Genomic DNA, 13,628 nt, shown 5'->3' with positions numbered 1-13,628 from the left:
AGGCCGACATGAACCTTGAGCCCAGGATCAACTTCGCCGTCACGCCGTTGCTGCGCATCGCCTACGAAGAACACGGCCCCGCCAGCGGTGCCCCCGTCATCCTGCTGCACGGTTTTCCGTACGACCCCAGGGCGTTCGATGAAGTCGCGCCGGCCTTGGCCCAGCGTGGCTACCGGGTCATCGTGCCCTATCTGCGCGGCTACGGCCCGACCCGCTTCAACAACCCGACCATCCTGCGCTCCGGCCAGCAAGCGGCGTTGGCCCAGGACCTGCTGGACCTGATGCACGCGCTCTCCGTTCCCCAAGCGGCACTGTGCGGCTACGACTGGGGCGGTCGGGCGGCGTGTATCGTCGCGGCCCTGTGTCCCGAGCGCGTGCGCTGCCTGGTGACCGGCGACGGCTACAACCTGCAGGACATTCCCCGCTCCACGCAGCCGCTGGACCCGGAAACCGAACATCGGTTGTGGTACCAGTACTATTTCCATACCGCACGGGGTGTCGAAGGCCTGACGCAAAATCGACGTGAACTGTGTGAATTACTTTGGCGCCTGTGGTCCCCGACCTGGAAGCGCGGCGCTGAACTGTACCCCCTCAGCGCCGCGTCGTTCGACAACCCGGACTTCGTCGACGTGGTGATCCACTCCTACCGTCATCGTTTCATGTACGCACCGGGCGACCCGACGCTGGAGTGGATGGAGGAACGGCTGGCAGCACAACCGGCCATCAGCGTGCCGAGCATTTCCCTGTGCGGCGCCGACGACGGCGTGGGGCCCGCGCCGGCACACGATGAAGACGTCGAGCATTTCACCGGTTTCTATGAGCGGCGAGTGCTGGCCGGTGTCGGCCACAATATTCCCCAGGAAGCCCCCGAGGCCACGCTCAAGGCATTGCTTGATCTGCTTGAGGGCTGATGGCGAACCGCTCGCGATAGGCCTGAGGCGTCACGCCCATGGCCCGTAGGAAACTGCGGCGCAGGGTTTCTTCGCTGCCGAAGCCGCATTGCACCGCCACCCGTTTGATCGACACGGCGGTGTCGGACAACAGACGGCGAGCGGTTTCCACGCGAATCAACTCCACCGCCCGCGCCGGGGTCTGGCCGGTGTCGGCGCGGTAGTGCCGCACAAAACTGCGCTCGCTCATGCCCACCTCGGCAGCCAAGCTCGACAGGCCCAGGTCACGGGTGAGGTTTTCGGCGATCCAGGCATGCAGGTCATCGAACCGACTGCCCTGTTTTTGCAGCGACAACGTCACGCTGAACTGCGATTGCCCGCCAGGACGCTTGAGGAACACCACCAGGTGCCGGGCGACCTCCAGCGCTACCGCGCGGCCCAGATCTTCCTCCACCAGTGCCAAGGCCAGGTCGATGCCAGCCGTGACCCCCGCCGAGGTCCACACAGGACCGTCGTTGATGAAAATCGGGTTGGGTTCGACCCGCAACTGCGGATGTTGCTCGGCCAATTGTTCGCAACGGGTCCAGTGCGTCACCACACGCCGTCCGTCCAGCCAACCGCTGGCGGCCAGCAGGAACGCCCCGGTGCACACCGACGCCACCCGCCGCGAACGCAGGCCGTGATCCTTGACCCAGGCCACCAGCGCCGGGTCCTTCGCCGCCTCGTACACGCCCCAGCCACCGGCGATCAACAGCGTGTCGCTGCCTTCGCTCGGCAGCGGCTCGGCCATCAGCGCCAACCCCGCCGAAGACATCACCGCCCCGCCACCCACGGCGATAACCGTCGGCGTGTACGGCAACGGCAGGCCTTGTTGGCGGGCCAGGTCATTGGCCGAGGCAAACACCTGCAAAGGCCCGGTGACATCCAGCACTTGCACGTTGGCGAAGGCCAGGACATGAACGGTTTTCGGTGAGTGGGGCATATTGGCGTGATTCGTGGGCTTATTGGCGTATACGCCAGAGCCTACGGATCTAAAGTAAAACCGTCCACCCCTCGGCCATCACATCATCCAAAGGAGCACGCGACATGACGCTGCAGATCGGTTTGCTGTTATTCCCCCAAGTCCAGCAGTTGGACCTGACCGGCCCTTATGACGTACTGGCTTCGTTGCCAGACGTGAAGGTCCATCTGATCTGGAAGGACTTGGCCCCGGTCACCGCCAGCACCGGGCTGGTGTTGCTGCCCACCACCACGTTCGAGGACTGCCCGAAACTCGACGTGATCTGCGTCCCCGGCGGGACTGGCGTCGGCCCCTTGATGGAAGACGAGCAGACGCTGGCCTTCATCAAGCGACAAGCCGCCGGAGCGAAATACATCACCTCAGTGTGTACCGGTGCGCTGGTGCTCGGCGCGGCGGGCCTGTTGCAAGGCAAGCGCGCCACCACCCACTGGGCCTATCACAGCCTGCTGCAAACCCTGGGCGCGACACCGGTCAAGGATCGCGTGGTTCGCGACGGCAACCTGCTCACCGGTGGCGGCATCACGGCCGGGATCGACTTTGCCTTGACCCTGGCGGCCGAACTGTTCGACCAGGACACCGCCGAACTGGTCCAACTGCAACTCGAATACGCCCCTGCCCCGCCATTCAACGCCGGCAGCCCCGACACCGCGCCGGCGCACGTGCTGGAAGAAGCAAACCGGCGTTCGGCCGAGTCGTTCCGGGTGCGCTCGCAAATCACCCAACGTGCTGCGGCGCGGTTGGAACGGGCGTAACGATAAGCCCTAGCCAGGCACTGCTGTGCTGTGCTGTGCTGTGCTGTGCCGTGCTGTGGGAGCAAAGCTTGCTCGCGAAACAGGCGCCTCGATTTCTGAAAGACCGCATCGCCTCTATCGCGGGCAAGCCTTGCTCCCACAGAGCTAGGCTCGCCACAAGGGTCAGGTTTCCCCTCCTGGCGATACCGCTCGCTCATGAGGTTTTCCCTGTCGGATCAACTCGATTCAGAACGGGCTGGCGGTGGGCCGCACGATCAGTTCGCTGACGTCGACGTCCGCCGGTTGCTCGATGGCGTAGGCGATCGCCCGGGCGATGGCGTCGGCCGGAATGGCGATCCTGCGGAACTCACGCATCTCGGCACGTCCACCTTCATCGGAAATGCTCTCGGCCAGTTCCGATTCGGTCACGCCGGGGGAAATCACCGTCACCCGCACATCACCCCCTACTTCCTGGCGCAAACCCTCGGAAATCGCCCGCACGGCGTACTTGGTGGCGCAATACACGGCGGCCGTCGGGCTGACAGCATAGGCACCGATGGACGCAATGTTGATGAACTGGCCGCTACGCTGGCGCTGCATCAGCGGCAAGCCGGCAGCGATGCCGTGAAGTACGCCACGGATGTTGACGTCGATCATACGGTCCCACTCCTCGACTTTCAGCGCCTCGAGTTTGGAGAGCGGCATGACCCCGGCATTGTTGATGATCACGTCGACCTTACCGAACCGCTCGACAGCAAAGTCGATCAGGTCCTGGACATCATCGCGACGGGTCACGTCCACAGCCTTGCAGACCGCTTGCTGGCCGGCGGCTTCGAGTGCCTGCACCAGTGTTTGCAAACGATCGATGCGCCGGGCGCCAAGCACGACACGAGCACCGCGAGCCGCGAGCAACCGCGCCGCGGCTTCACCAATCCCGCTGCTGGCGCCGGTGATGACCACTACTTTATTTTGAATATCGGACATGATGGTTCCCTCGTCTGGATGTGTTGGCCCCCGGTAGGAGCGTTTTGACAGGTCCAGATTAGGGAACCGACCGAGGCCAGGGTTAGCCGGATCCTCCTGCGCACTTGCACGATCCTGTAGCGATAAAACCGACTCTGGCCGACAGCCGCGCAATCGGTTTTACTAGCGCGGTCCACTCATTTGGCCAGGGAGGTTGATCGGCATGTCGGTATCCACGTCCATCCACATTGCGCCAGACGACGGCGTTAATCTTCGTCGCGCCGAACTGGCGAGCCTGATGATGCGCTTCGCACCGGAATTTGGCGTCCACCCCACGGCCATCGAAGCCTTGCACCTGATCCGTAGCGATCAGCCAACCGAAGCGCTGCACACCGTGCACAAGCCTGGTTTATGCGTGATCATCGAGGGGCGCAAGGAAGTGCGCCTGGGGGACGAATGCTACGTGTATGACCCGCTCAATTACCTCGTCGTCTCGGTGACCCTGCCATTGGCCGGCCAGGTGATTGAAGCCAGTCCCGAGCGTCCCTACCTGTGCATTCGTCTCGACATCGATCCGGCACAGATCTGCCACCTGATTGCCGACGCCAGCCCTATCGGCGTGCCGGCTGAAAGAAGCGGACGCGGGTTGTTCCTGGATCGCATCGATGCGCCATTACTCGACGCGGTGTTGCGCTTGCTGCGGCTGTTGGACAGCCCGGATGATATCGCCACCCTCGCGCCGTTGGCCCAACAGGAGATTTTCTACCGGCTGCTGCGTGGCGCCCAAGGCCAGCGCTTGCACGAAATCGCCATTCCCGACACCCAGACCCATCGCATCAGCCGCGCCATCGAGTGGCTCAATACCCATTACGCCGAGCCACTGAGCATCGACCGCCTGGCACAAATGATCAATCTCAGCCCTTCGGCCCTGCATCACCGCTTCAAAGCTGTGACCGCCATGAGCCCGCTGCAATACCAGAAACAGCTGCGCCTGCAGGAAGCCCGACGGTTGTTGTTGGCGGAGAACTGCGACGTCTCGTCAATTGGCTACAAGATGGGGTATGAAAGCCCATCGCAGTTCAGCCGCGAATACAGCCGCCTATTTGGCGCCTCGCCGAGCAAGGACATCGCTCGCTTGCGTGCCCAGGCGTTGCAAGCTAGTAGCGCTTGATCCTGCACACAAACAGGATCAGGCCACTTTTCCACAGACGAAAAAAAACCCGCCTAGGCGGGTTTTTTGAGGACCAATTTGACTCCCTGTCCGGCATTCCATGCCTGGTCCAATCATCCATGACCCTAAGCACTCCCTGTACTCAGTGGATGAACATAGATTAGGCCCACCGGTGATTTGGAAAAAGACGAGAAAGCAGTAACGGCGTGTAAGCGTTTCGCTATAGGACTCTTTGTTGACTTTTCAGTGGGCGAAAAAAAACCCGCCGAAGCGGGTTTTTCCAAGACCATTACGACTCCCTGTCGATAGCTAATCCTTGCATGGTCGATCGTCCCTGATCCTGAGCACTTCCTGTGCTTCAGTGGATAAGTCCAGATTACGCCTCGGATCCAAAATGAAATAGACGACATAGCTACCATCGCGTGTAAGACATTCGCTATACCTGCCCCTCCGAAAACCCTTAGCTCCGTCAGCCTGTCAACTCAAGGCTTGTGCAGGAATGCTTCAATATTGGCCATCTGCTCGTCCCAGCCACGGCTGTCCATGCGAAAAGCCTTGAGCCGGCGAGCTTCAGGAATGTTGTTGAAACCCGACTCCACGACTTTGAGCAAGGTACCGCCATCCATGTCTTCGAGTTCGAATTGCACCCGGGTTTCGGACTCCTGGGAATAATCCACCTGCGGCTCGACAGCGTAAGGATGCCAGCGAAACGAGAAGACCCGCTCGGGCTCCACCCGCTCCACCGCTACGTCCCAGATAAGGTGTTCGTAACCTGGATAAGTAATTTGCCCCTGGGTCCGCTCACCTGCCACAAACCGTTTCCCCTCAAGGGCGACACCGAACCATTGGCCGAAGGCTTCGGCATTGGCCAGGGCGCGCCAGACTTGGGAGCGCGGGGCCTTGAGCAGGATCTTTCTTTCAATGCGATCGGATGAATGCATGAGTCACCTCCTGTGTTTCAACAGTAGGCTTGTAAGACCACAAGGCCAACCGGAAAGTTGTATCTGACCGTTGTTTAGCGCTCGTTGACTTTAAAAGAGCATGGCGCGATGTACACTCCCCGGCGCTTTCAACCCCTCAAGGAGAGACCAAACATGTTCCCACGCTTGCTTCTGGCCCTGACGCCGCTGCTTTTTGTCGCCGTTGCTCAGGCCGATGACTGTGCCGACGCCATCACTCAAGGCGAAATGAACCAATGCGCAGCCAAAGAAAACAAAGCTGCAGACAACGAGCTGAACAGCTTGTACAAGCAGATCACCGCACGCCTGAAGGACAATCCCGAGGCCAAGAAAATGCTGGTCAAGACTCAGCGCGCCTGGATAGCCTTCCGTGACGCCGAATGCGATTTTTCCGCCTCCGGGGTCAAGGGCGGCAGCGTCTATCCGCTGATCTACAGCAATTGCATCACTGCCCAGACCAAAGCCCGGGTCGAGGCATTCAAGACCTATCTCAAGTGCAAGGAAGGGGATCTGAGCTGCCCCGTACCCGAGGCTTAACAGCCAGGATGTGAAAAAGGATGACCTCTACAGGTCATCCTTTTTTGTCCAAAGCTTTTATTGCGGAAAAACAAAACCCCTACCTGCGTCAGCAGATAGGGGTTTCGGAATTTAATCTTGACGATGACCTACTCTCACATGGGGAAACCCCACACTACCATCGGCGATGCATCGTTTCACTGCTGAGTTCGGGATGGGATCAGGTGGTTCCAATGCTCTATGGTCGTCAAGAAATTCGGGTACTGAGTCGTGGCCCGTTGGCCTCGCTTCAGCAAATTGGGTATGTGATAGCGTCGGTGTTTTGTGAGATTCGAACTTTCGGTTCGTTTCGTCTTCACACACCGCAATCTGGTCTCTTCCGAGTTCACAAATTGCTTGGGTGTTATATGGTCAAGCCTCACGGGCAATTAGTACAGGTTAGCTCAACGCCTCACAGCGCTTACACACCCTGCCTATCAACGTCGTAGTCTTCGACGGCCCTTCAGGGGACTCAAGGTCCCAGTGAGATCTCATCTTGAGGCAAGTTTCCCGCTTAGATGCTTTCAGCGGTTATCTTTCCCGAACATAGCTACCCGGCAATGCCACTGGCGTGACAACCGGAACACCAGAGGTTCGTCCACTCCGGTCCTCTCGTACTAGGAGCAGCCCCTCTCAAATCTCAAACGTCCACGGCAGATAGGGACCGAACTGTCTCACGACGTTCTAAACCCAGCTCGCGTACCACTTTAAATGGCGAACAGCCATACCCTTGGGACCGGCTTCAGCCCCAGGATGTGATGAGCCGACATCGAGGTGCCAAACACCGCCGTCGATATGAACTCTTGGGCGGTATCAGCCTGTTATCCCCGGAGTACCTTTTATCCGTTGAGCGATGGCCCTTCCATACAGAACCACCGGATCACTAAGACCTACTTTCGTACCTGCTCGACGTGTCTGTCTCGCAGTCAAGCGCGCTTTTGCCTTTATACTCTACGACCGATTTCCGACCGGTCTGAGCGCACCTTCGTACTCCTCCGTTACTCTTTAGGAGGAGACCGCCCCAGTCAAACTACCCACCATACACTGTCCTCGATCCGGATAACGGACCTGAGTTAGAACCTCAAAGTTGCCAGGGTGGTATTTCAAGGATGGCTCCACGCGAACTGGCGTCCACGCTTCAAAGCCTCCCACCTATCCTACACAAGCAAATTCAAAGTCCAGTGCAAAGCTATAGTAAAGGTTCACGGGGTCTTTCCGTCTAGCCGCGGATACACTGCATCTTCACAGCGATTTCAATTTCACTGAGTCTCGGGTGGAGACAGCGCCGCCATCGTTACGCCATTCGTGCAGGTCGGAACTTACCCGACAAGGAATTTCGCTACCTTAGGACCGTTATAGTTACGGCCGCCGTTTACCGGGGCTTCGATCAAGAGCTTCGCGTTAGCTAACCCCATCAATTAACCTTCCGGCACCGGGCAGGCGTCACACCCTATACGTCCACTTTCGTGTTTGCAGAGTGCTGTGTTTTTAATAAACAGTCGCAGCGGCCTGGTATCTTCGACCGGCGTGGGCTTACGCAGCAAGTGCTTCACCCTCACCGGCGCACCTTCTCCCGAAGTTACGGTGCCATTTTGCCTAGTTCCTTCACCCGAGTTCTCTCAAGCGCCTTGGTATTCTCTACCCAACCACCTGTGTCGGTTTGGGGTACGGTTCCTGGTTACCTGAAGCTTAGAAGCTTTTCTTGGAAGCATGGCATCAACCACTTCGTCGCCCAAAGGGCAACTCGTCATCAGCTCTCGGCCTTAGAATCCCGGATTTACCTAAGATTCCAGCCTACCACCTTAAACTTGGACAACCAACGCCAAGCTGGCCTAGCCTTCTCCGTCCCTCCATCGCAATAACCAGAAGTACAGGAATATTAACCTGTTTTCCATCGACTACGCTTTTCAGCCTCGCCTTAGGGACCGACTAACCCTGCGTCGATTAACGTTGCGCAGGAAACCTTGGTCTTTCGGCGTGGGTGTTTTTCACACCCATTGTCGTTACTCATGTCAGCATTCGCACTTCTGATACCTCCAGCAAGCTTCTCAACTCACCTTCACAGGCTTACAGAACGCTCCTCTACCGCATCACTTGCGTGATACCCGTAGCTTCGGTGTATGGTTTGAGCCCCGTTACATCTTCCGCGCAGGCCGACTCGACTAGTGAGCTATTACGCTTTCTTTAAAGGGTGGCTGCTTCTAAGCCAACCTCCTAGCTGTCTAAGCCTTCCCACATCGTTTCCCACTTAACCATAACTTTGGGACCTTAGCTGACGGTCTGGGTTGTTTCCCTTTTCACGACGGACGTTAGCACCCGCCGTGTGTCTCCCATGCTCGGCACTTGTAGGTATTCGGAGTTTGCATCGGTTTGGTAAGTCGGGATGACCCCCTAGCCGAAACAGTGCTCTACCCCCTACAGTGATACATGAGGCGCTACCTAAATAGCTTTCGAGGAGAACCAGCTATCTCCGAGCTTGATTAGCCTTTCACTCCGATCCACAGGTCATCCGCTAACTTTTCAACGGTAGTCGGTTCGGTCCTCCAGTTAGTGTTACCCAACCTTCAACCTGCCCATGGATAGATCGCCCGGTTTCGGGTCTATTCCCAGCGACTAGACGCCCTATTAAGACTCGCTTTCGCTACGCCTCCCCTATTCGGTTAAGCTCGCCACTGAAAATAAGTCGCTGACCCATTATACAAAAGGTACGCAGTCACCCAACAAAGTGGGCTCCCACTGCTTGTACGCATACGGTTTCAGGATCTATTTCACTCCCCTCTCCGGGGTTCTTTTCGCCTTTCCCTCACGGTACTAGTTCACTATCGGTCAGTCAGTAGTATTTAGCCTTGGAGGATGGTCCCCCCATATTCAGACAAAGTTTCTCGTGCTCCGTCCTACTCGATTTCACTTCTAAGATCCTTTCGCGTACAGGGCTATCACCCACTATGGCCGCACTTTCCAGAGCGTTCCGCTAAAATCAAAGAAGCTTAAGGGCTAGTCCCCGTTCGCTCGCCACTACTAAGGGAATCTCGGTTGATTTCTTTTCCTCAGGGTACTTAGATGTTTCAGTTCCCCTGGTTCGCCTCTTGCACCTATGTATTCAGTACAAGATAACCATCTTATGATGGCTGGGTTCCCCCATTCAGACATCTCCGGATCAAAGTCTGTTTGCCGACTCCCCGAAGCTTTTCGCAGGCTACCACGTCTTTCATCGCCTCTGACTGCCAAGGCATCCACCGTATGCGCTTCTTCACTTGACCATATAACCCCAAGCAATCTGGTTATACTGTGAAGACGACATTCGCCGAAAATTCGATCTTGCTCAAAGAGCAACTCACAAATTTTACCTTAGCCTGATCCGTTACCAGTGAAAGTAACGTTCAGTCTATCTTTCTATCACATACCCAAATTTTTAAAGAACGATCTAATCAAAAGACTAGAAATCAACATTCACCATCACGTTGATGGAATGCTCATTTCTAAGCTTTCAGAAGCAGTTTATGGTGGAGCCAAGCGGGATCGAACCGCTGACCTCCTGCGTGCAAGGCAGGCGCTCTCCCAGCTGAGCTATGGCCCCATTACAAAATTGGTGGGTCTGGGCAGATTCGAACTGCCGACCTCACCCTTATCAGGGGTGCGCTCTAACCAACTGAGCTACAGACCCAATTTCGAGCTTGTAACTGTTAGCGTGAGCTATCAGCTTGGAGCTTAAAGCTGCTTCTATCGTCTTCTTCAATGAATCAAGCAATTCGTGTGGGAGCTCATGGAGCAGCTGCGGTCGTCGATTAAGGAGGTGATCCAGCCGCAGGTTCCCCTACGGCTACCTTGTTACGACTTCACCCCAGTCATGAATCACACCGTGGTAACCGTCCCCCCGAAGGTTAGACTAGCTACTTCTGGTGCAACCCACTCCCATGGTGTGACGGGCGGTGTGTACAAGGCCCGGGAACGTATTCACCGCGACATTCTGATTCGCGATTACTAGCGATTCCGACTTCACGCAGTCGAGTTGCAGACTGCGATCCGGACTACGATCGGTTTTGTGGGATTAGCTCCACCTCGCGGCTTGGCAACCCTCTGTACCGACCATTGTAGCACGTGTGTAGCCCAGGCCGTAAGGGCCATGATGACTTGACGTCATCCCCACCTTCCTCCGGTTTGTCACCGGCAGTCTCCTTAGAGTGCCCACCATTACGTGCTGGTAACTAAGGACAAGGGTTGCGCTCGTTACGGGACTTAACCCAACATCTCACGACACGAGCTGACGACAGCCATGCAGCACCTGTCTCAATGCTCCCGAAGGCACCAATCCATCTCTGGAAAGTTCATTGGATGTCAAGGCCTGGTAAGGTTCTTCGCGTTGCTTCGAATTAAACCACATGCTCCACCGCTTGTGCGGGCCCCCGTCAATTCATTTGAGTTTTAACCTTGCGGCCGTACTCCCCAGGCGGTCAACTTAATGCGTTAGCTGCGCCACTAAGAGCTCAAGGCTCCCAACGGCTAGTTGACATCGTTTACGGCGTGGACTACCAGGGTATCTAATCCTGTTTGCTCCCCACGCTTTCGCACCTCAGTGTCAGTATCAGTCCAGGTGGTCGCCTTCGCCACTGGTGTTCCTTCCTATATCTACGCATTTCACCGCTACACAGGAAATTCCACCACCCTCTACCATACTCTAGCTCGACAGTTTTGAATGCAGTTCCCAGGTTGAGCCCGGGGCTTTCACATCCAACTTAACGAACCACCTACGCGCGCTTTACGCCCAGTAATTCCGATTAACGCTTGCACCCTCTGTATTACCGCGGCTGCTGGCACAGAGTTAGCCGGTGCTTATTCTGTCGGTAACGTCAAAACACTAACGTATTAGGTTAATGCCCTTCCTCCCAACTTAAAGTGCTTTACAATCCGAAGACCTTCTTCACACACGCGGCATGGCTGGATCAGGCTTTCGCCCATTGTCCAATATTCCCCACTGCTGCCTCCCGTAGGAGTCTGGACCGTGTCTCAGTTCCAGTGTGACTGATCATCCTCTCAGACCAGTTACGGATCGTCGCCTTGGTGAGCCATTACCCCACCAACTAGCTAATCCGACCTAGGCTCATCTGATAGCGCAAGGCCCGAAGGTCCCCTGCTTTCTCCCGTAGGACGTATGCGGTATTAGCGTCCGTTTCCGAGCGTTATCCCCCACTACCAGGCAGATTCCTAGGCATTACTCACCCGTCCGCCGCTCTCAAGAGGTGCAAGCACCTCTCTACCGCTCGACTTGCATGTGTTAGGCCTGCCGCCAGCGTTCAATCTGAGCCATGATCAAACTCTTCAGTTCAAACATCTTTGGGTTTTGAGAAAACCCTAAACTTGGCTCAGCAATCGTTGGTTACATCTTTGATTTCTCGCGGAGTAACTTGTGATGCTGATAATCTGTTGACTAGCAGTCTGACTCCACAAGCACCCACACGAATTGCTTGATTCAGTTGTTAAAGAGCGGTTGGCTGAGTCTTTCGTCTCAACCGAGGCGCGCATTCTACAGCGCCCCGTGTATCTGTCAAGCGGTTATTTTTAGAAGTTTTCAAAGTTTCCTTATCAACTTCAACCACTTGCGCTTCCGATCTCTCGTTAGCGGGAGGCGAATTCTACAGCGTTACTCGCTGCTGTCAACACCTCTTTTTCACCGCTTTCGACCGAGAAGATCGAACCGCTGATAGAGCCAAACAACACTGCTCTATTTGCTCCTTCCAGGCCTCGATGAACTGAAGCCAAACCCCTTCGAAACTTACTTAACTCATTGAATCTCAAGGAGTTTTCCGTTTCGGCTGCGCCGGAAGTGGGGCGAATTATAGACGTCCAGAATCTGCCGTCAACCCTTAATTTGATCTTTCTACCTATAGCCCAGAATGACACTTAAATATGCCCGGTATATAGACGGAATCGCTGCATATGCGCAATATACTGCTCAACGCAGCCTCCCCCGCCTTTATTCTGGACGACACTTCGTAATGACACCCCCTCCACATCGCAGCCTGGCCTCCACCCTATATCCGGTTGCCTTGCTATTAATAGCCATGGCTTCCATTCAAGGAGGAGCCTCCCTCGCCAAAAGCATGTTCCCGGTAGTGGGTGCACAAGGCACTACGACGCTGCGACTCATTTTCGCCAGCCTGATCATGCTGTTAATGCTACGCCCCTGGCGCGCCAAGCTCACCGCCCAGTCCCTGCGCACGGTGATCGTCTACGGGATGGCACTGGGCGGTATGAACTTCCTCTTCTATATGTCGGTTCGCACCGTTCCACTGGGCATTGCCGTTGCGTTGGAATTTACCGGGCCTCTGGCAGTCGCCATTTACGCCTCGCGCCGGGCAATCGACTTTCTCTGGATTGCCCTGGCAGTGGTTGGCCTGCTGCTGCTCATACCGACCGGCGCGACCAGTACCGGTATTGACCTGGTGGGCGCCGGCTACGCGCTGGGTGCCGGTTTCTGCTGGGCGTTGTACATCTTGTTTGGCCAGAAAGCCGGTGCGGACAATGGCGTGCAGACAGCCGCATTGGGGGTCATGATCGCAGCCCTGTTTGTCGCTCCGATCGGCATTGTTCACGCGGGCGCCGCATTGCTCACACCGAGTCTGATTCCAATCGCCATTGGTGTCGCCATCCTGTCCACAGCCCTGCCCTATACGTTGGAAATGATCTCCCTGACTCGAATGCCTGCCCGCACCTTCGGCACATTGATGAGCGTCGAACCGGCAATCGCGGCCTTGTCGGGGCTCGTCTTTCTTCAGGAGTACTTGTCCCTGGCCCAATGGATGGCCATTACCTGCATCATCCTCGCGTCGGTGGGCGCGACGCTGACCATGGCCAACACCGCAAAGCCTGCTGTCGCGGCAGATTGAAGCAGGATTTAACGAAGGTCTGGCATTTGCCGCGCATTTAGGCCATGTTTAGACCAGTAACCCAATGTCAGACATGGATTTTTTCATACAGGACGTCATGAACGCTTCACGCAAGAGCGAACACGATCGTACGCGGACACAAGATCCACGGCGATTATAAGGACGGGAATGAAACGAATTTTGATACTGATCGCCGTACTTGCAGTAGCGGGCTGTGCGGCGACATCGAAAACTGAAGTCAAGCGCGGCAAAAAAGGTCTGCACATCAACTGCTCCGGCCTGTCCTCATCCTGGGAGCAGTGCGCCGCCAGCGCCGCCAACTCATGTGCCCCCAAGGGTTACAAGGTCATTGCCAAGTCTGGGGACGCCGTCGAAGAGCCCGGGGATTATCCCTTCGGGCTCAATCCCGCCGGCTATACCAGCCGCAGCATGATCGTCATCTGCAAATAAGCGA

At 56.5% G+C, this 13,628-nt stretch carries 9 protein-coding genes, 2 tRNA genes and 3 rRNA genes; 6 read left to right on the top strand and 8 right to left on the bottom strand.

Going from position 1 to position 13,628, the window contains the following annotated elements:
• Positions 1 to 8 precede the first annotated feature (8 nt).
• Positions 9 to 911: an alpha/beta fold hydrolase gene (locus AB4N80_RS14720; RefSeq protein ID WP_122569488.1), complete on the top strand. Its 903-nt coding sequence runs from the start codon at positions 9 to 11 to the stop codon at positions 909 to 911.
• Here the strand turns inward: AB4N80_RS14720 and AB4N80_RS14715 are convergent.
• The gene (locus AB4N80_RS14715; RefSeq protein WP_354338560.1) at positions 880 to 1,872 is read right to left on the bottom strand and encodes a GlxA family transcriptional regulator; all 993 of its coding nucleotides are present in this window, start codon (positions 1,870 to 1,872) and stop codon (positions 880 to 882) included. The genes AB4N80_RS14720 and AB4N80_RS14715 overlap by 32 nt on opposite strands.
• A gap of 104 nt (positions 1,873 to 1,976) precedes the next feature.
• Here AB4N80_RS14715 and inhA point away from each other — a divergent pair, with 104 nt between their 5' ends.
• On the top strand, positions 1,977 to 2,663 hold the full coding sequence (inhA, locus tag AB4N80_RS14710; RefSeq protein WP_305481913.1) for an isonitrile hydratase: 687 nt from the start codon (positions 1,977 to 1,979) through the stop codon (positions 2,661 to 2,663).
• Positions 2,664 to 2,888: 225 nt separating this feature from the next.
• On the opposite strand, the gene AB4N80_RS14705 is transcribed toward inhA, so the two are convergent.
• Entirely contained in the window at positions 2,889 to 3,626 is a 738-nt protein-coding gene (locus AB4N80_RS14705; protein ID WP_122569485.1) for an SDR family oxidoreductase, read from the bottom strand.
• Positions 3,627 to 3,828: 202 nt separating this feature from the next.
• Here AB4N80_RS14705 and AB4N80_RS14700 point away from each other — a divergent pair, with 202 nt between their 5' ends.
• Entirely contained in the window at positions 3,829 to 4,776 is a 948-nt protein-coding gene (locus AB4N80_RS14700) for an AraC family transcriptional regulator (RefSeq protein ID WP_122569484.1), read from the top strand.
• Between the two features lie 482 nt (positions 4,777 to 5,258).
• On the opposite strand, the gene AB4N80_RS14695 is transcribed toward AB4N80_RS14700, so the two are convergent.
• Positions 5,259 to 5,717 carry an SRPBCC family protein gene (locus AB4N80_RS14695; RefSeq protein WP_092174088.1) on the bottom strand — a complete coding sequence of 153 codons (459 nt, stop codon included), beginning with the start codon at positions 5,715 to 5,717 and terminating at the stop codon, positions 5,259 to 5,261.
• A gap of 153 nt (positions 5,718 to 5,870) precedes the next feature.
• On the opposite strand from AB4N80_RS14695, the gene AB4N80_RS14690 reads away from it, so the two are divergent.
• Positions 5,871 to 6,272 carry a lysozyme inhibitor LprI family protein gene (locus AB4N80_RS14690; protein WP_122569483.1) on the top strand — a complete coding sequence of 134 codons (402 nt, stop codon included), beginning with the start codon at positions 5,871 to 5,873 and terminating at the stop codon, positions 6,270 to 6,272.
• A 115-nt stretch (positions 6,273 to 6,387) separates the two neighbouring features.
• Here AB4N80_RS14690 and rrf read toward each other — a convergent pair.
• The 5 genes from rrf to AB4N80_RS14665 all read right to left on the bottom strand — a co-directional run bounded on the left by rrf (position 6,388) and on the right by AB4N80_RS14665 (position 11,613).
• Positions 6,388 to 6,503 (bottom strand): 5S ribosomal RNA (rrf, locus tag AB4N80_RS14685).
• Positions 6,504 to 6,658: 155 nt separating this feature from the next.
• Positions 6,659 to 9,550: ribosomal RNA gene (locus AB4N80_RS14680) — 23S ribosomal RNA — on the bottom strand.
• A gap of 241 nt (positions 9,551 to 9,791) precedes the next feature.
• A tRNA-Ala gene (locus AB4N80_RS14675) sits at positions 9,792 to 9,867 on the bottom strand.
• Between the two features lie 10 nt (positions 9,868 to 9,877).
• Positions 9,878 to 9,954, bottom strand: a tRNA-Ile gene (locus AB4N80_RS14670).
• 122 nt (positions 9,955 to 10,076) lie between these two features.
• Positions 10,077 to 11,613, bottom strand: a 16S ribosomal RNA gene (locus AB4N80_RS14665).
• Together the 16S, 23S and 5S rRNA genes with 2 tRNA genes alongside form the textbook arrangement of a ribosomal RNA operon.
• A gap of 670 nt (positions 11,614 to 12,283) precedes the next feature.
• On the opposite strand from AB4N80_RS14665, the gene rhtA reads away from it, so the two are divergent.
• The gene (gene rhtA, locus AB4N80_RS14660; RefSeq protein WP_122568688.1) at positions 12,284 to 13,174 is read left to right on the top strand and encodes a threonine/homoserine exporter RhtA; all 891 of its coding nucleotides are present in this window, start codon (positions 12,284 to 12,286) and stop codon (positions 13,172 to 13,174) included.
• 168 nt (positions 13,175 to 13,342) lie between these two features.
• Positions 13,343 to 13,624 (top strand): hypothetical protein, encoded by a 282-nt coding sequence (locus AB4N80_RS14655; RefSeq protein ID WP_122568689.1) that lies wholly within the window; start codon positions 13,343 to 13,345, stop codon positions 13,622 to 13,624.
• Positions 13,625 to 13,628 lie beyond the last annotated feature (4 nt).

It is taken from the genome of Pseudomonas sp. H3_A02, assembly GCF_054671965.1.
This window is presented reverse-complemented; position numbering and strand designations above follow the sequence as displayed.

What these genes read in the sequence shown, in the direction of transcription:
- AB4N80_RS14720 (WP_122569488.1), top strand. Translation starts at nt 9, where the DNA reads ATGAACCTTGAGCCCAGGATCAACTTCGCCGTCACGCCGTTGCTGCGC.
- AB4N80_RS14715 (WP_354338560.1), bottom strand. Translation starts at nt 1,872, where the DNA reads ATGCCCCACTCACCGAAAACCGTTCATGTCCTGGCCTTCGCCAACGTG.
- inhA (WP_305481913.1), top strand. Translation starts at nt 1,977, where the DNA reads ATGACGCTGCAGATCGGTTTGCTGTTATTCCCCCAAGTCCAGCAGTTG.
- AB4N80_RS14705 (WP_122569485.1), bottom strand. Translation starts at nt 3,626, where the DNA reads ATGTCCGATATTCAAAATAAAGTAGTGGTCATCACCGGCGCCAGCAGC.
- AB4N80_RS14700 (WP_122569484.1), top strand. Translation starts at nt 3,829, where the DNA reads ATGTCGGTATCCACGTCCATCCACATTGCGCCAGACGACGGCGTTAAT.
- AB4N80_RS14695 (WP_092174088.1), bottom strand. Translation starts at nt 5,717, where the DNA reads ATGCATTCATCCGATCGCATTGAAAGAAAGATCCTGCTCAAGGCCCCG.
- AB4N80_RS14690 (WP_122569483.1), top strand. Translation starts at nt 5,871, where the DNA reads ATGTTCCCACGCTTGCTTCTGGCCCTGACGCCGCTGCTTTTTGTCGCC.
- rhtA (WP_122568688.1), top strand. Translation starts at nt 12,284, where the DNA reads ATGACACCCCCTCCACATCGCAGCCTGGCCTCCACCCTATATCCGGTT.
- AB4N80_RS14655 (WP_122568689.1), top strand. Translation starts at nt 13,343, where the DNA reads ATGAAACGAATTTTGATACTGATCGCCGTACTTGCAGTAGCGGGCTGT.